Genomic DNA, 18,826 nt, shown 5'->3' with positions numbered 1-18,826 from the left:
AGGTTCTACGGCTACCCACAACCGCAAAACCGCATACAGCGTGAGATGGTGATCGAAGAAATGAGTCGCCTGTATTCGTTTTGCGGCACCGCCGGTTCGCCCAGCCTTACAACCGCGTTCGAGCAATCGAACCAAGACCTGCGCGCTTTGGCTGAACAACTGATGGCCAGCATCATCGCCGCGAATCTGGACGAAACCGCGTTCAGCCCACACATGCTGGACCGGGCGCGATTGCAGTTAACGTCGCAATCGTTTTGCGCCAAAACCCTGCAAAGCGCGGCGACGTTACTCAAGGGCATCATCGAGCACCCGGGGTTTGAGGCATTGGACCAAACCCGTGACCTGCTACCTGACGAATATGATTTTGACCCCCGCGTACAGACGATCAGAGGCGTAAAGGCCGATGGCATGCCTGTCAACATCGGCCGTGAGCTACTGGCGCCGCTGTCGGCGGGCGAACCGCTTGAAAGCCTGATGGTCGTTGCCCGACGCCTGGACCTGAACATCCACGTCGACACCAAGATAAGCCAGGCGCAATTGCTCAGACTCCACGGCCTCGAACTGCCTGGCACCCGCGAGGCTGCCTGGGACCTGGTTGCACGACTGCGCCGCAGTGCCCCTCTACCTATTCCTCCCAGCGGTGACCTGGCCAATGCCGATGTCGCCTTGATGGATCACCGCCAACGGCTCGCCATTGCCCATGATCGCGACACCCTGGCTGTAGCGGTGAGCAACATGCTCGTGAACAAAACACCCAGCCCCGCGCAGGCCGCCCCCCGAGTGATGCTGACCGACACCCCGCTCCCTCACCCCGCCCTTACGCCCTCGACACCGCAAAAGCAGACAGACCTTAAAAAAGGGCTGCAGCGCTATAAACTCGACATGCCGATAAAACAAAAGGCGCTGCAAAAAACTCTGCACCGCCTGGAAACCACCCAACCCGTCTCCACCAGACTGGGAAACTATTGGGCTGCCCTGGGCATGCCTCAACCGGACACACTGACCCTGTCAGCCGAGCAACGCGCCAAGGTCATTCGTGTCACCCGTGATTTTTTACCCCGCCCCAATAAAGGTTTAATCGACCTGCTGGCCGCCGACCTGCTGGCGGATCACACCCTCCCGGCCGAAGCCGAGGAACTGCTGCACAAATTACTCGCCCGCCCAGCGGTGCAAAGGCTGGCGGATCTGTTGATCAGCGCCGTGCAGTGGTATGGCCACGCAGCCGATGAGACGACCAATCAAGCAAGCCGTGACGCCCTGATATTGGCCGCATTGATCCTTAACCTCGATCCACACGCCGGTGAAACACGCTATAGGGTGGCCGGCCTGAACCTCAATCACAGCGATTACTGGGGCCGGTGCTACTCGCCATTACGTACCATCATCGAATTGCACCTGATCGACAGTGGCGTTGCGACCTCCGCCACCACCGCGTTGGCCGCGCATCTGTTGCTGGCCGGTATCGCGCCTGAGTTCCTGGTCCAGGAGATTCCTGACTCGCTGTATTTCATGAGTTCTCACGCCTGGATGCTCTTCAAGCACGGCGTGATGCTGGCAGAAGCGCTCGCCTGTGGCTCATCCAGACACCTGACGTTCAATGACGTCATGACCCTGGCCATGCAAGAGCCGGCCACCCGCAGGCAACAAGAATGGCGCACACATTACGCGACCGGCAGCCTGATCGACTGGGCGGTTGCCCAGGGCGAACTGCAAGCAGCGCCCGCCGATCATGCGTATAGCGTGGATGAGATTGATGTCGTCAAAAAAAAACTGGACACGCGTATCGAGGCATTGCGCAAAGCCTCGACACTCTTCGCCACCCCGCTCACCACTCGCCGAAGTCTTGCACGCAAGGACCTTGAAAAAGTGTTCCCCAAAAACCGATTCCTCACGCGCAAATGCCTGCATTGGAAAGCCAGCCCCACCCAAGTCCCTCCCCCACTCCTCCTGCCGGGTTTAAACCCGCAATCATTGGTGGAGCTGCACATGAGTGGTCACTTGCAGCCCTTTGCAGCACAGTGGCATTCAACACACCCAGGCATCGACCTGGCGAACATGAAAGAGCACTTCGCCAAACTGGCGGATATCAACATGCTGTTCCAGACAGTTTGCGAGACTCGGGTAAAGGCACTCAAGCAAGCCTACACCTGCGTCATTCAATACCTGCTGTCACAGCTGCCACTGGCCGATCGTTTGAAACTGCAAAAAGGCGACGTGCAACTGTTGGTAATGCGGCAACCAGCGAAAAAACCACCTCACCTGGAGGCGCTGAGCGAACGGATGGCCCGCACAGGCAGGCTCGGTTTTATCCTGAGCTGCAAAGTAAACGGCAATGTTCATTACTATGAGCTGTTTCCATTACTGAACCTTGTGTGCAAAAACGATCGTATTCCATCTGGCCTGGTACTTGGCGGTGTGTCCATAACAGTGACCACCGGTAATCCCCGCAGCATCCAACCGACCACAGTCCTGTACTTGGGCAGCCGGTTACCCATTGACGAACAAGCCTACTTGACAGGTCGACCACCAAGGCCCGATCAGCATTCAACCGTGGTGCTGGATCAACTATGGCACTTCGAGGTCGCGCCGACACTCGATTCACCGTTGACTTTCGACTCGCCCAGATGCCGCAGCCTGGCGAACACCATCGTCGAACAACATTTCTTCCTCGATATCGATGCCTTGCTGGTACAAGCCAGGGAGGCGACCACCCTTGAGAAGAGAACACAAAACGCCGAGAACCTCTTCAAGGTGCTTTTAGGTTTCATACCTTTCTGGTCCTGCGCCCACGACCTGGCCTCTGGCGAAATCAATCGCCAGGTAGAGGGGGCCTGGGGGTGTGCCTTCGATGCAATTGGCTTGTTCCTCCCAACCAAAGGCTTGCTGGTCGGCGGCGTGAACCGCCTGAGAAACACCGCCCCGGCCTACGTAAAACTCCTGCAAGTGGCCAAACTCAGTGCCCGCTACCTGAACGACACCCTCAACCCTCTCGACCTGGCGCCGTCCCTGGTGCGCCTTACCGGACATGGCCTGATACGGCTGAATCAATCAGGCCAACAGGCATTGAACACAGCACTGCGCAATGCCCGGCAGCGAAGCATGCCTGGAACCGCCACCCCCTACACCCGGCTGATAGACAGGGCCGATGCAGGGCCGGCAACCGTGACGCACACTGATGGTTTGACTGACCTGCTGGTGATTAAACGCCCGCTCGCCTGGCATGCCTTCGACAACTTCAGCGCGCGACCTTATGGGCCTCAAATACAGAACTTGCGCCTCGCCAACGCCATTGCAGTCACCCCCGTCAGCACGGCGGACGGCTACAAGGCGCTGGTGGCGCAACCACTTTTCGAAACGCCGCCTTTGATCATGCAACGGGCCAATGCCACTGACCTGCTGGACCAGGAACGCGTATGGCGCCTGAGCCATAACGCCCCCAGTCATCTGGACGAGTTGAACTCACCCGCCTTTTTCAACCTCACCGACGAGCTCGATTCCGTATGCACGCCCGGCAGGCAAAAACGCAGCCCGATTCCCCTCATCTGCTTCACCAAAAAACTCTATCCGCACCAACGCTCGATCCAAAAGCGCCGAGTCCAGGCGCTGGAACATATCCGACTGATACCCGCCCCGCTGCAACTTGTGGGCAAACGCAAGCTGGTGATCAACCGCTGTGTCCATGAGGTAAGCCCTCATGGCATCGGATTCAGACTTACACCGTTACCTGCGCACCCTCCCCTGCAGTACAGGCCACAGACCCACGGCACGTTCATCAACGAACCCGAATTCGGCCTGCCCAACGCTCAACTGGACATCCAGTTGAGTACCCAAAGCAGTGTCGTGAAACTCAAAGGCATTGTTGATGGCATCGATGACAACCGCACCCTGCGGGCGCTGATCGTTGACCTGTCTCCCCCCAGCGTGACGGTTGGCAAACACCTGGTGGTCGAAGCCGACGTGGGGGTTTTTTACAAGACGACCACCGTCGCGCCAGGCTCCGGCGACCTACAGTTTGACTTGCTCAATTACAGCCGGGGCGGCGACGAGAGCGCGTTGATCAACGCCTACGGTGACCTGAAGAACCAATACCTGCACTCAGGGGGATTTATCGTCGACCAACCGCTGGTGACCCTGCCGACCCTGGAAACGCTTTACCGACAGTTGCTCCAGCGCGGTTTTTCCGCCGAAAAGGTTGCACTCATCCGCACCAGGACCAACGCGCTTAAAAAACTCAAACAACGCGAATTTTTGCTGAACACCTCCTCTGAAGGACGACGCCTGAACATCAACGTCGTCGCCGAACCGATCACGCTTGATACCTGGGCGCCCAACCCCATCACCCGGCCCGGCACCGATCAGATCAACCGCTACCTGGCCGAACAGGCCTACGCCAGCACCCATGCACGCGTTGAAACAACAGGTATCGGCTCGGCCAACATCAAGGGCGTCACCCGAAGCGAAGCCCTTCGCGCGCAGATAGCCGAGCCCGTGGTGATGTGGGAGTACAGCAAGATTGGCCATCCCAACTACACCGAAGTCATTCTCAAGACCGGAGCCGGCAATTGCGACCAGTTGGCCCATGTCGCCCGCGAGCAGATTCGTAGCAACGGCGGTACCGCGCAATTGTGGGGAACGATCCCACCCGCCCATGCATTCGTTCTAGTGGGGACACCGCCGGCAGGTCTGCACCAAACAGCCGACTTCAGCCAAGCGCAATGGGCGGACTTATGGATTTGTGACCCCTGGAGCTCGATTGTCTGCCCGGCGAACAAATACATCAGCAAACTCATCGCCACCATGGAAGCTTGGAACACGAACAAGGTCTCGGTGTTATTCAATGACGGGGTTCAATATCGCTGGGGGCCAGCCAATGACGCCGCCTGGCTGAACTTGTTGAACACCAGCATTAAATACGCGCTGACATAACTCCACCCAGCCTTTATGCAGGGTTAGCGGGCAACAAGCGCGCAGAACTTGCACGACAGTCAGCATTAAAGACCGCGCCCCCTGCATAGCGGCGATGATCACCAACGAGACATTTCCAAATGACAGACTTCCCACCCCCGCACAATCCTCCCAACCCATCGCTGCGCCAGGATGGCAACCAGCAAATGTTGAACACCTTGATCGAGCATCTCAAGGCCGGCCCGCACACCCCATCGACTTCATACAGGGTCCCGCTCCATTGCTCCCTCGGCCGCTGGCTGCTGCTGTATCGCAAAGCGTTCGAGCGCCCGTCTTTCCTCATGTGGGCCAAACAGCAGGGCTTCAAGCCGATTGACGTGAGCGTGCGTAACGGGGCACTGCATGCCAACGGCACAGCATTCACCCTTGAAGGTGCCAGCGGTTGGCGCCAACTCGCTCCGCCCATACTGGCCATCGCCCGGATCATCGACCCTGATGCGGTCGGCCTGCCTTATCCTGCCGACAACCTACTGCTGGGCGCCCGTCAGGTACTACGGTTCCATGGCTACCCTCAGCCGACCACGCTCGCCCAGCGCAGCGTGTTGATCGACGCACTGGGGCGCGCCGAATCTGAATTGGCGGACGCGTTTGGGCAGCTGAATCAGGACCTGCACACCTTAGCGGACGCACTACACGCACAGATCGGCGCAGACGACCTGGATGAAACAATATTCAGCCTCTACAGCCTGTATCGCGGCCGTTTCTGGCTGAAGTCACGCTCGTTCTGGGCCGGCTCCATGGACGCCGCTGCGACGCTGCTTCAAGAGATCAGCGAACACCCACCGTTTCAGGCATTGGCCCAACGCCATAGGTTGACGCCCGGGCTGTACCAGTTCGACCACCTTCAACAGTCGATCAAAGGTGTCGGTCCGTGGGGCTTGCCTGTGGAAATCGGGCATGAGCAACTGTCGGCTCTGCATCTGGAGGGCCGGCTTGAACGCCTGCAAGCCCTTGCCAGCGCCATGAACCTGCACATCCACCAGGATGGCAAATTCAGCCTCGCGCAAATGCTCAAGTTGCACGACCTACCGTTGCCGGATAATCGCGAAGCGGCCTGGGAGCTGATCAAGCAACTGCGGCGCAGCGAACCGCTGCCGGTGCCGCCCGTGAGTGATCTGGCGCATTCCGACGTCGCCTTGCGCCAGTATCGACAACGCCTGGAAACCACCCGGCTCGCTAGCCCCCAGCAGGTCAATTACTGGGAAGCCCTGGGTATGCCACTACCGGGTGCGCTGACCCTTTCAACCGAACAACGCGCCAAGGTGATCCATATCAGCGCAGCTTTTGTCCCACAACCCAGCTCCGGCTTGTTCAACCTGCTGGCCGCCGATCTGCCGCCTGGGCCACCGGATGAACAACTGCAACAACTGCTTGCCGCTCCCCGTGCGCACAAGCTGGCCGATTCGTTGCTCGGCGCCGTGGGCTGGTTCGGACACGCCCCCGGTGAAACGACCAGCAACGCCAGTCGAGACGCATTGGTTCTTGCCGCGCTGATCCTCAGTCTCGACCCGCAGGCCGCACAAGCGCGATACACCCTCGCCGGCCTGAACCTGAACCACAGCGATTACCATGGGCATCGTTATGCAGACCTGCGCCGCTCACTTGAGCTGCACCTGATTGAGGCCGGTGTTGCTACTCCTCAAACCACAGGGTTGGCCGCACACCTGCTGCTGGCTGGTGTCGCACCGGAGTTTTTGGTGCAAGGCATCCCTGATTCGCTGTACTTCATGACTTCCCACGCCTGGATGCTGTTCAAACAAGGCGTGATGCTGGCAGAAGAGCTCGCCTGCGGGTCAACACGACAGCTGGCGTTCAGCGACATCATCGCCCTTGCCATCCAGGAGCCGGCGACGGACCAGGAACGCTTGTGGCGCGAGCATTACGCCACCGCCACCCTGATCGACTGGGCAATCGTCCACGGCGAACTGCAGCCTGCACAGACCTATCGAACCGATGAACTCGACGCCGTCAAAGAACGCCTGAAAGCCCGTATAAAGACGTTGCACGACGCAGCCGAAACCTTGCGCAGCAAGCTCATCACGCGCCGCAGCCTGGCCTTGACGGACCTTGAACGCGTCTTCCCCAACCACCGCAGGCTAAAGAAAAAATGCCTGCAAGAAGGACAGGGCCCCTCTCGGCTCCCCTCCCACAGGCCGACCACGGGCGTAAAGCCTCAGTCTCTGGTGGATCTGCATATGAGCGGCCACCTGCAACCCATTGACGATAAATGGCGCTCAACCGACCCCGACCTCGACCTCACCCTGCTGAAAAAAGACTTTGGCCAGTTGCGCGATGTCAACGCGCTGTTCAGCGAGGCCGCTGGTGCTTACACGCAACGACTCAAAGAGGCGTATATCCAAGCGATCAGTTACCTGCTGTCGCAGTTACCCCTGGCCGACCGCAAGCGCTTGCATGAGGGGGCGGTACAACTGCTCGTGGTGAGGCAAGCCGCCAGCAAACCGCAGATCGACGAAAGGCCCGGAGAAAAAATGGCCCGCACCGGCCGGTTCGGCTTCATCCTGCGTTGTACGGCAGGCAACAGCTTCCATGACTACGAACTGTTTCCCCTGCTCAATCAAGTGCAACAAAACACCCGCCTTCCTGCCATCCTGGAACTGGGAGGCCGCCCGCTCAAGGTCACCACCGGCTCCCCCCACAGCACACGACCGATCGCGTATTTGCATGAGGGCAGTCGCCTGGCCATTGATGAGGACGCCTACTTCAAAGGCAGCCCACCCATACCTGGCAAGTATTGCACCGTTATCGTGGATCGACTCTGGCATTTCGCGGGGCTTGCGGCCACTGCCCGTCCGCTGGTGTTCGACTCGCCAAGAAACCTCACGTTGGCGAGCACCATCGTCAATCACCACTTTTTCGTTGATGTCGATAGCTGGGTGGCCCAGGCCAAAGGCTTGACCACCCTTGAAGAGCGAAAAAAAAACAGCGAGCAGTTGTTAGAGGCGCTGCTGGGCTTCATACCCTTCTGGACCTGCGGCCATGATCTCGCCTCCGGGGAAATCAAACGCGTGCTCGATGGCACCCTGGGCTGTTTTTTCGACATGCTTGGCTTGGTCATGCCGACCAAAGGCTTCATGACCAGCGGCTGGGGCCGCCTGATCAAGCCCGCACCGGCCTACTTGAAACTGCTGCAACTGACCAGACTCAGTGCCACCTTTATCAATGAGTTGCTCAACCCACTGGAGGCGGTGCCATCGGTGGTGCGCCTGACGGCCTATGGCCTGGCCAGGTTAAACCACTCAGGCCAGCGGGCACTGGCGGGCGCACTGCGTCATGCCCAACAACGTCTGGCCCACGGGACGACGATGGATTACGCCCGGCTGATCAACCGCGCCGACGTCAGGTCTGGCGTTCTGATGCACCCTGAGGGGGTCTCGCCTCTGCTGGCGATCAGGCGGGCCAACGCCTGGCATGCCTTTGACCCCTTCAGTGCAAGGCCGTACGGCCCTGCGCTGGAAGGGTTGCAACTGGACACCACGATGGCCGTCACCCCGATCAGCTTCGCCGACGGCTACAAGGCGCTCGTTGTAGAACCCTTTTTCGACACGACGCCCTTGCTCATTCAACGCGCCGACGCGACCGACTTGCTGGACCAAGACCGCGTCTGGCGTTTGTCCCATAAACACCCCGACCGACTGGACGAACTCACCTCAGCGGCCCATACCGGGCTCACCGACCACTTCGATACGGTCTGCCCCGTCGGCAGAGCAAAGCGCAGCCCGGGGGTGCCCCTCATCTGTTTCACCAAAAGGCTGTACGCCTTTAAGGATTCGATTCATAAACGTCGAGTCCAGGCGCTCGACCATATTCGCATCCAGCCGGCGCCAATGATCGATGGCAACAAACGCCAGTTGGTCTATTACCGAAACGTGCATGATGTCACCCCGCACTACGACAGCTTCGAGCTGACCCCTCAACCCCAACCCTCAGTATTGATCTACCAACCGCAGGTCAGGGGCAGGCGCATTGACAACGAGCCGCAGTTCGGCTTGCCCGAAGACGACCTGGACAGCCTGCTCACCGGTAAAACTCAAGTGGTGGAAATCGATGGGCTGGTGAACCTCATCAATGACCGCAGAACCCTTCGGGCGCTGAAGATCACCCTACCCAACACGACAACGCCTTACTGGGTGGCCGAGGCCGATGTCGGTGCTTTTTACCGGGCAAACGCAACGCCCGGCGGCCCCGACACCTTGCAATTCCAGCAATTGGATTTCAGCCAGGGCGGCGACGACACAGCCCTGATCAGGGCCTATTGCGACACCAAAATGCAGTTTTTACGCGCTGGCGGGATGATTCCCGACCAACCACTGGTGACACTGCCGACCCTGGAGGTCCTGTACCGACAGTTGAGCAGGCGCGGATTTTTGCCGAAAAAAATCGAAAATATCCGCAAAAAGGCCAGCAGCCTGAGGGTCATCAAGCAGCGGGAACTGCTGCTAAACGCCTCGGACGAGGGAAGGCGCCTGGATATCAATGTGGTCTCGCGGCCGGTGCAACTGGACATCTGGCCACCCAGGTCCACCACGGGTATCCCGCTCAATAAATACCTCGCAGAGCAAGCCAACGTCAGCACCCAGGCAGTGGTGGATAGAACCGGCCTGAGATCCAACAACGTCGTTGGGGCGACCCCGGCTGAAATCCTGCGACTGCAAGAAGCTGAGCCCGTTGTGATGTGGGAATACAGCAAGATCGGTCACCCGAACTACACCGAGGTCATTCTCAAGACGGGTGCCGGCAATTGTGACCAGATGGCCCATGTGGCGTGTGAAATGATCCGAACCAATGGTGGCGTCGCTCATGTGTGGAGCTGCCGGGGCCATACCTTTGTGGTGGTGGGTACGGTCCCTGCGGGCTTGACCCAGACCCTGGATTTCCAGGGCACCGACTGGGCGAACCTGTCTATCTGCGACCCCTGGGCATCCATTACGTGTTCGGCGCAGGACTATATACGGCAACTGAAGATAAAAATGACCGTCTGGTACCTGGAGGACAAGATGGTGTTTTTCCATGACGGCGTGAGCCGTCGCTGGGCACCGGCCAATGACCCGACCTGGCTGAACATACTGGAGACCAGCATTAAATATCCGATGCCATGAACACATTTTCCCCCCAACCGGCCCGAGGCCAACCCCGCTGTAGACTGGCCACGCAACTCGAAAATACCGCCACTCTCCCGATGGCCTGACCGTGTCGGGCGCAGGCGTAATTAATTACCGGAGGCAGGAGAGACAGAAGTCGTTAAATCGCCTGGTCGTTCAACAACCGAACTGAAAAGGCAACATCATGGACATTACCCAATCCGTTATCTCTGAAATAGTCACTGCCGTCTTGGCAGCGCTTGACGCCACGCCCTCCATCAATAACCCCATAACTCCATGCGTTAATCCACCTGAGCTACCTGACCGGCCTGAAAATGCATGGGTTCCCCCCACCTATAGAAAACATATTTTCTGGCTGGATAAACGCAACAATGAAGAAAGTCTCGTCGTTGTAATCCATGGCAGGGTACTCATGGACAATGACTGTGCAGTCTACGTAGTCATGCCCGGAGTGGATGGAGAGCTTCGCATGACTGACGAAGGCTACTACCAAATAGACAGCCCCCATCCAGGCTCCTACCTAAGACCGCGCCTGACCTGCGCCTCCCTTCCCCGCAGAAGGCATCCGCTGTACCTGCGCAATAACGTACTGAACTACTCCAGTAGCAATCCAATAGTCATTCACGCACACCAAGACATTGATATTAAATACGTGGTACAGGAGAAAAACCCGACGCAACCACCGGCTGAATCCTCACAGTAAACATCCGCCGAATCGGGAGGGGCGCATTTGATGCGCCCCTCTTTGCGCCTGCGCGCCTCAATCCACACTGAAAAACAAGCGCCTGGCCAACGCACGAGAAATAAGTGCCCACTTGATATCCAAGGTTTACCGCACCCGCCCGGTCTGAATCCACGCATGGGCCTCGACTCGGGCCTGGGCAAGCCACAGCGGCATGATGTTACGCAGGCTTTGCTGGAACGGGGCCAGGCTTGCAACAAACCTGATGGCACCGGCAATCAGCGTCTACGCTTCAGACAAGTCCGATCAATCTGCGTGCAGGGGTCAATCGACTATGGGCGCACTGTGGCAAACCGAATCGAGCAAGGTTGCGAAATTACAAGGCAGTCCGGACCCAGCGCCTTTACCCAAAAATAAACCCCGGCACCGTTATGTACGGCGGCTGTTCGGGTTGATCGTGCTGATGGCGCTGGTGGCCTTGGGGTTTGCCGCCACCAAAGAGATGCGCACCTCACGCCTGCAGGCCAAGGAACTCAGCCGCCTGGCCCGTACCCTCACCTACCAGGTACAACCCGGCCCCAGCGATGCCATCACCTATCCAGGCGCCGGCCCGTTCGACCGGCGCCTGGGTTACAGCGACCTCGGCACGTTCCTGCCGCGCTTGCTCAAGCGTGGTTATGTGATCGAGGCCCAGGCACGCTTTTCGCCGCAATTGATGGACTACAGCGCCAAGGGTCTGTTCGTGCCCTACGCGGAAAAGATCCAGGCCGGGCTGTCCATCACGGATTGCCGAGCCGTGCCGCTTTACCAGTACAAGTACCCGCAACAGTTGTATGAGAGCTTCGACGCCATTCCGCCTCTGGTGACCGGCAGCCTGCTGTTCATTGAAAACCGCGAACTGCTCGACCCCACTCAACCCCAGGCCAACCCTGCCGTTGACTGGCCGCGCTTCGCCAACGCCGCGTGGTCGCAAGTAGCCAAGGCGCTGCATCTGCCGGGACAGAGTGCCGGCGGCAGCACCTTGGCCACGCAGCTGGAAAAATACCGCCACTCTCCGGATGGCCTGACCGTGTCGGGCACCGAGAAACTGCGACAGATGTTTTCTGCCGCCGTGCGGGCCTATCGCAATGGGCCACAAACCTTACTGGCGCGGCAGAATATCCTGCGTGACTACCTCAACAGCGTGCCGCTGTCGGCAGTGCCCGGCCATGGCGAAGTGCACGGCTTGGCCGAGGGGCTGCGAGTGTGGTACGGCGCCGACTTCAACCAGGTCAACCAGGCGCTGGTCGGTCCGGTGAACAGCGAGCAAGGTCTGGCCCTGCGTCAGGTGTTGTCGTTGATCATTGCCCAGCGCCGCCCTTCTCACTACCTGGCCAAAGGCCGTGAAGAGCTGGCTCAACTCACCGACAGCCATCTGCGCCTGCTGGCCCACAACGGTGTAATTGCCCCTGCGCTGTTGCAGGCAGCGCTGACGTCCAGGGTCAGTTATCGCGACTGGGTGCAACAACCCACGGTGCAACCCATCGAGACGACCAAAGGCATCAGCATGGCCCGCGCTCGCCTCGCCGCCCTGCTCGACCGCCCGCTGTACGATCTGGACCGCCTCGACCTCTCGGCCACCAGCACTCTGCAAGCGCCGTTGCAGGCCCAGGTCAGCGATTACCTCAAACGCCTCGCCGAGCCGGACTACGCACGCCAGGTCGGCCTGCTCGGCGATCGCCTGCTGACCCCAACCAGTACCGCGCAAGTACGTTACAGCTTCACCCTGTTCGAGCTGACACCGGACGGCTCACGGGTACGTGTACAAACCGACAACACCGACCAGCCCTTCGATATCAACGAAGGCAGCAAACTCGAGCTAGGCTCCACGGCCAAGCTGCGAGTGCTGACCACCTACCTGCAAATCATTACCGAACTGCACGACAAGTACGCCGCCCAAACCACCGCCGCACTGAAGAAAGTCGACATCGCCGAACAGGACCGCATCAGCCGCTGGGCCGTCGACTACCTGATCCAGACACCGGATAAATCCTTGGCCAACATGCTCGACGCCGCCCTCGACCGCACTTACTCGGCCAGCCCCAGCGAAGGGTTTTTCACCGGCGGCGGTATGCATCGCTTCCATAATTTTCGCAACGAAGACAACGGCCGCAGCCCGACCCTGCGCGATGCCCTGCGCGAGTCGATCAACCTGCCGTTCATTCGCCTGATGCGTGACTTGGTGCGTTTCAGCACCTATGCGGGCGCCAACAACAGCGCCGAGTTGCTCAAGGACGACAGTGACCCGCGCCGCCAGGAATACCTTGCCGACTTCGCCGACCGCGAGGGTACGACGTTCCTGCGCAAGTTCTGGAAGAAGTACCAGAAGAAAGACACCCAGGACCGCCTCGACACCTTCCTCGACGGCCTGCGCCCCACGCCGATCCGCCTGGCCGCCGTGCACCGTTACTTGTTGCCCAACGCCAGCCAGGGCAGCTTCGACCTGTTCGTGCGTGCGCACCTGAACGGCATCACAACCAATGGGAAACTCACCGATGAGCGCCTGCAAAATCTCTACAAAGCCTACGGCCCCGGCAACTATGACCTGCCCGACCAGGGCTATATCGCCAAGGTGCACCCTCTGGACCTGTGGCTGATGGGCTACCTGCTCAATCATCCCGAGGCAACCTTCAGTGAGGTGGTCAAAGCCAGCCAGTTCGAGCGCCAGGAGGTCTACAGCTGGCTGTTCAAGAGCCGTCATCAGACCGCCCGCGACAGTCGTATCCGCACCATGCTCGAGGTCCAGGCCTTCCTCGATATTCATCAGCGCTGGCAGGCGGTGCGTTATCCGTTCGACCATCTGGTGCCCTCCCTGGCCACGGCCATCGGCAGCTCCGGCGATCGCCCGGCGGCGCTCGCGGAATTGATGGGGATCATCCTCAACGATGGCGTGCGTGCGCGGGTGGTGCGTATCGACAGCCTGCACTTTGCATCTGATACACCGTATGACACCCAAGTGATCAACGACCGCGCCGAAGGCAAACGGGTGATGCCGCTCGAAGTGGCGCGAGCACTGCGCGGGGCCTTGTCCCAAGTGGTGGATGCCGGTACGGCCAAACGTGTGGCCGGCAGTTTCAAGCTGGACGACGGCACAGCGCTGGCCATGGGCGGCAAGACCGGCACCGGTGACAACCGTATCGAGGCCATCGGCGCCGGCGGCCGGGTACTCAGTTCCAAGGCGATCAACCGCACCGCCACCTTTGTGTTCTATATCGGCGATCGGCACTTCGGCACGCTCACTGCCTTCGTCCCGGGCAGTTCGGCACAAACCTTCAAGTTCACCTCGGCGCTGCCCGTGCAGGTGCTCAAAGGCATGGCGCCCATTCTGCTGCCGTACCTGAAGCCAGGCAGCCACACGCTGTGCCAGCCCGTGGCTAGTCAACACTGAAAAACAGGCGTCGGGCAAAAGGCCGCGTAATCTTATCCCGGTCAATTTCCAGAGTCTGGCGCACACGCCCGGTCTGGCCACTGCGCATACGGGTGAACGCCTCGGCCTCGACCCGGGCCTGGGCCTGGCGCCCCAAGCGTTCCTGCTCGGGGCTCTTGAGGTGGGGATCGCCCACATAATGATCATCCGGCCCCTGGGCCGTTTTATAGTGGAAGTGGGCGTAGCACAAAACCCGGGCGGTATTCCTCGCGTCAACGACCATATACACCTGCAGGTAATCATCAACCGTGTCCTTGAGCAGTACGCGCTGCCCCTTGCGGTAAATGAGCACTTCATTGTGGCGCTTAAGAAAGTCGACGTGGTCCTGAGTGCGGGGCCGCAGCCGGGTCGCTTTAATCCGTGCCGCCAACCCCGCAGCCTTCAGTCGGGCCTCGGCCAGCCGCAGGTCGCGGGCCATCGCCAGTGCCTTGGCTTGCTGCACAGCCACCAGTCGAACGGTTTCCATACCCTGGCGCCTGCGGTCAATCGCCTCAGCGGTCCAGCGGCGGGTATTGGCCTGCGCCTCGAGCAGGTACTCCAGGGAAGACGGATCGTTGACCCGCTCAATCAGCACCTCCACCTGCTGGATCGCTCTACCTTCATCATCCAGCAGTGCCTGACCTTTTTTCAGCAAGCTACCAAGCTGCGCATCAGGCTTTGGCGTCGGCATCACCGGTTCCCAAACTCCGTCCCGGGCCTCGGTAAACGTGCCGATCAGCTCGCCGTCAGCCTCATGCAGCTCTGCGGTGACGGGCGCCAATGACGTGGCTTCATTGATCTGTACCACATACATATCGTGATTACGTGTACGGATAATTCTTTTACGCCGGGTGCCTTGGGGCACTGGGACCGATGCAGTAGGCCGCTCTGTCCGGGGTTCAGGTTGCAAGAGGCTCGCCAGTTCTCTTTCGATCTGTTGGTGCAGGCTGGCAAGCAGCTCCTGAAGTTTTTGCAGGTACTCCAAGTCGAATTTTTCCGGCTCCATGGCACGCCAGAACTCAATCTGATCGTCGACTTGCGCATAGACATGGTCAATATTCTTCAGCAGTTCAATGCGTTCTGCCGGCGTCGCCTGCAGCTGTTGCAAGTCCGCCAGAGAGCGAGTGGCACGGCGCGCACGCTTGATGGCTTCGTTGACAGCGTCGAAGAAATCATCGCTGAGCTCAGGTCCCGCAACATCGATGGAAATTCCCCACAAGGTCGTCAGTTGCAAGACTTGCAGATCCTGTATCAAAGGGCGCCCGGCCAGCGTCAGCTCTTGGACCTTGTCCCGACCTAGTCGGGGAACACGGCTCAATTCATCCAGATACCCGGCCTCCAGGGTTCGCCAGCGGATGCCCTTTTCCTGCACGGCCGCCAACTCACGCATGAGGGTGCCCAGCTTGGCATGGTCCTGACGGTTGATATCCGATGCGGCCTCTTCCGGGGTTTCCTCGCTCAGCCGGTCCAGCAGCGGCCTGAGCCTGGCATTGCAGTCCACTACGTGCCGTCTAGACTGCGTATCCAATAACTGTGCGGTCAGAATCACTGACGCCAACACGTTGCAAAGTTCTTCCTCATAACCAGGGCGAGGGGCCAATTCCCGCAGACGCTTGAGCAGTTGCAACTCGCGCTGTGCATGCTGGAACTTGTTGCTCATTTCCCGACCATAGCGCTCCCACGCCTGGGTACGTTGCGGGTCAGTGATTTGCCCGGCGGGCCGGGTCGCCAACGTGTGTGCCAGGTGCATCGCGGTGTCCGCCCGGGTGCGGTCCGCCTGCGTTTTTGCATATTCGGCCTCAAGCGCTGAGTGGGCAGCCTGCTGCGCTTGCGGGTCATGCGCAATCACCTCGTCGGGATTACCGCCCGGAAACCGCAGTCTCAAGTCAAAGTCCCACCGTCCCTGGCCCAGAGGCCTGAGCCAAGGCCCAAGGGTGGCGCCATCAGCGCTGACCACCCGCACCACGCCTTGATTGATTTGCACCCGGTACAGCGCCCCGCGAACCAACGCCTGCCATTGCGGCGGCACATGGGTGGTATCACGCAACAAGCCCTGGGCAGCACCACTGGGCTCGGCGTTGGCCAGGGCAACCGGCCAGGGCGTGGGGAAGGTCTTCAGGCGCAACGGCTGGATCAACGCCCGCTGTTGCGGGGTCAGCACGTCGCGGGCATTGGCCCAGCGGGTGGGCGTGTAGAACGTCGCCGGCGGGGGAACAGGCTTGAGCGGCACAGCCCGTTGCACGGGTTCGACACGCGCCAAAGGTGCAAACACCGGGTGCTCCAGCGCCAAATGCTGTTGGGCATCCTGGGGCGTGGCCTGATGCGCCACAATCGCCATCAGGTTCACCAGCAGGTCGGTGAGGGCTGCACTCCTCGTTTGCCCGTCGTCACTCTGCAGCCCTCGGACATCGCGCTGCGCGCTGTCAACCAACTGAGCCAGCCAGCCCCCCAGCATCAACGGCCCGTTGAGTAATGGCAGCACAGTCCCCAACAACAGCCAACCAGCCTGCTTCAAGTTGGCCCAACGCCGCTCGGCGTTCGACACCGACTGGCGGTCCGCCAGGGCTATCAGTGCCTGGGTCGTGGCGTTGAACACCTGCTCCGCCGGGTCGGTGGTGACCACCTGTTTGCTCAGCTGTGCCGGTGCCGGCGCCTCATACACGCTGAACTCATCGCCCGGTAGAAAGCGGCGAATATGCGGCTCATTAAAACCATTGTTGGCATAGATCGCCTGACGCGCAGGCGCAAGCCAGGTCAACACATTGTCCTGCAGGGCACCTGGGGTCTTGATCGCCGTAAACAGAGCCTCCAGCGATTCATATTCCAGCAGCATCGGGCTGAATAGTGGCCGGTACAACAGGTGCGGGCCGAGTTGCCCCTGTTGCGGCCCGATAATGAACATGTTGGCGACCACATCCGCTGCGGCCTGCACCGAAGCCTTGAACGCCAACGGCCACAGCGCGACCGCCTGCCCATTGGCCTTGCGTTCGGCGACACTCGCCTGCAAGGCCGCGAGTACCCGCTGAAAACCGCTCCACGTCACACCGTGCTCGCCTTTGATCTTCGATTCCAGGGCCAACATCGGCAGTTGCACTCGCAGTTGCCGGCTGAACTGCTGCCGGCGGCGGGCGGCCCCAGCCGTGTCGTCGATCAGTGTTTTTTTCAGCAGGGCAGGATAGGTTTGTCCCACATCCGCCTCGTCCACACAGCACTTGATCAGGTCGTACGTCAGCCAGGTCGGTGCCTCTGCGTCGTTGAGCGTGATGCGCTTGGCGGTGTGCGGGAAGCCGGCGAGGTTCTCCAGGGCCAGCTCGGTCATCGTCAGCGTGACAGGGTCCACCTCCCCGGCAATGAACCCGCCAGGCACCGGCACGGCTGCCGCGACCACTCGATCAAAGGTCAGCGAAACGTCACCCGGCTCAAGGTTCTTCGCACCCGGTTGCCTCCTCAGGCACTGCTGTAACTGGCGGTCGGCGTACTGGGTAATCGACTCGATACCCTCAAGAAAATGCGCAGCCCCGCTTTCATGCCGGGCCAACACCCACTGCTGCAACAACTGGGCGTAGGCAATGCTGTCCCCAGGGCTAGCCTGGCTCAGCCACCCTGGCATGGCCTGGCGCAAACGCTGCTGGGGCGCGCTCAGTTCACAGATAAACCAACGCCTGGGATCAACGATGTAATCGAGCAACGCTTGGCACGCCTGCGGCGTACGCCGCACCGTGCGCGGGATGCTATCGATCTCCAGCAGTTGGCGTGCCAGGTAACTCGACGCCAAGGCATCGAACGGGTCGCCTTGAGCCTCCACGACGAACCACTGGTCAGCCGCCCCCGTCAGCACCGGGCTGGTGTAAGCCGGCAACAAAGCGCCGATGTCGTCCAGTCTGTTGAGCACGTGCATACCGCTCGCAGGGCTGAACAGCAAGGTAGTCGAAGCATGGTTGAGGACCAGCAGCGGCAACATCTGCGTTTGATCGGCCCCTTGCAGGTGCACGGTCTGCATCCGCAACGGGCCGCCATGCAGGCTCCATGAAGCGGTCGGCCGCACCGGGCGTAACAAGGTCTTGGGGAACAGCGCAGTGAAACGTTTTTCGTCCATGCCAGGGGGTTTCGGTGAGTCGTAGAGCAACGCCAGCAGGTGGTCGGACAGATCCCCCCAACGGCTCCTGTTTTTCGTAAGAAGCTCACGCCACCATGTTTGTAAACGATTGGAAAAAGACTTCAGCAGCACGGCGCCGCACTCATTGATCAATTTCTCCAGCTCAGCCAGGGTCGGCCCACTCGGCGCAAACACCTCGCGAACCCGCCGGACCACGACCTGATACTGCTCGACCAGCAATGTCGGCCTGGCACTGGCCAGGCGTTGCACCAGTAATTCGGGCAAAGGCTGGTAAGTGCAGGACGGCAATGCAGCGGTGCTGCCAGCGGTGGGTGTGGCGATGTGGATCAGGCCGGCCATCCACTGTTGCGTCGCAAAATGCTGGTCCAGATAGGCTTGGGCAGCCTCTTGCGCCACGGTGAGCAATGACGGTGGATCGCGAAACAGGGTCTCGATTTGGTCAATATGGGTTTGGCGCAGGGAAGCGGGGCGAGGCTGGGTCGAGGGCATGACAGGGT

Annotated in this window: 5 protein-coding genes; 4 read left to right on the top strand and 1 reads right to left on the bottom strand. The window is 60.1% G+C overall.

The features are described 5' to 3' along the window. Positions 1-45: 45 nt before the first annotated feature. From BOP93_RS05465 to BOP93_RS05450, 4 genes are all read left to right on the top strand, one after another. A complete protein-coding gene (locus tag BOP93_RS05465; protein WP_157943448.1) occupies positions 46-4,926 on the top strand; it encodes a hypothetical protein in 4,881 nt (1,626 codons plus the stop codon). 119 nt (positions 4,927-5,045) lie between these two features. Further along, positions 5,046-10,082 (top strand): hypothetical protein, encoded by a 5,037-nt coding sequence (locus BOP93_RS05460; protein ID WP_157943447.1) that lies wholly within the window; start codon positions 5,046-5,048, stop codon positions 10,080-10,082. 187 nt (positions 10,083-10,269) lie between these two features. After that, a complete protein-coding gene (locus BOP93_RS27280) occupies positions 10,270-10,788 on the top strand; it encodes an ecotin family protein (protein WP_157943446.1) in 519 nt (172 codons plus the stop codon). A gap of 313 nt (positions 10,789-11,101) precedes the next feature. Next, on the top strand, positions 11,102-14,194 hold the full coding sequence (locus BOP93_RS05450; RefSeq protein WP_104501824.1) for a transglycosylase domain-containing protein: 3,093 nt from the start codon (positions 11,102-11,104) through the stop codon (positions 14,192-14,194). On the opposite strand, the gene BOP93_RS05445 is transcribed toward BOP93_RS05450, so the two are convergent. After that, positions 14,181-18,818, bottom strand: a complete 4,638-nt coding sequence (locus BOP93_RS05445; RefSeq protein WP_104501823.1) for a hypothetical protein — start codon at positions 18,816-18,818, stop codon at positions 14,181-14,183. The genes BOP93_RS05450 and BOP93_RS05445 overlap by 14 nt on opposite strands. Positions 18,819-18,826 lie beyond the last annotated feature (8 nt).

It is taken from the genome of Pseudomonas orientalis, from assembly GCF_002934065.1.
Taxonomy (GTDB): domain Bacteria; phylum Pseudomonadota; class Gammaproteobacteria; order Pseudomonadales; family Pseudomonadaceae; genus Aquipseudomonas; species Aquipseudomonas orientalis_A.
The sequence above is the reverse complement of the archived record's forward strand: the minus strand, read 5'-3'. Positions and strand labels throughout refer to the sequence as shown.

What these genes read in the sequence shown, in the direction of transcription:
- BOP93_RS05465 (WP_157943448.1), top strand. Translation starts at nt 46, where the DNA reads ATGGTGATCGAAGAAATGAGTCGCCTGTATTCGTTTTGCGGCACCGCC.
- BOP93_RS05460 (WP_157943447.1), top strand. Translation starts at nt 5,046, where the DNA reads ATGACAGACTTCCCACCCCCGCACAATCCTCCCAACCCATCGCTGCGC.
- BOP93_RS27280 (WP_157943446.1), top strand. Translation starts at nt 10,270, where the DNA reads ATGGACATTACCCAATCCGTTATCTCTGAAATAGTCACTGCCGTCTTG.
- BOP93_RS05450 (WP_104501824.1), top strand. Translation starts at nt 11,102, where the DNA reads ATGGGCGCACTGTGGCAAACCGAATCGAGCAAGGTTGCGAAATTACAA.
- BOP93_RS05445 (WP_104501823.1), bottom strand. Translation starts at nt 18,818, where the DNA reads ATGCCCTCGACCCAGCCTCGCCCCGCTTCCCTGCGCCAAACCCATATT.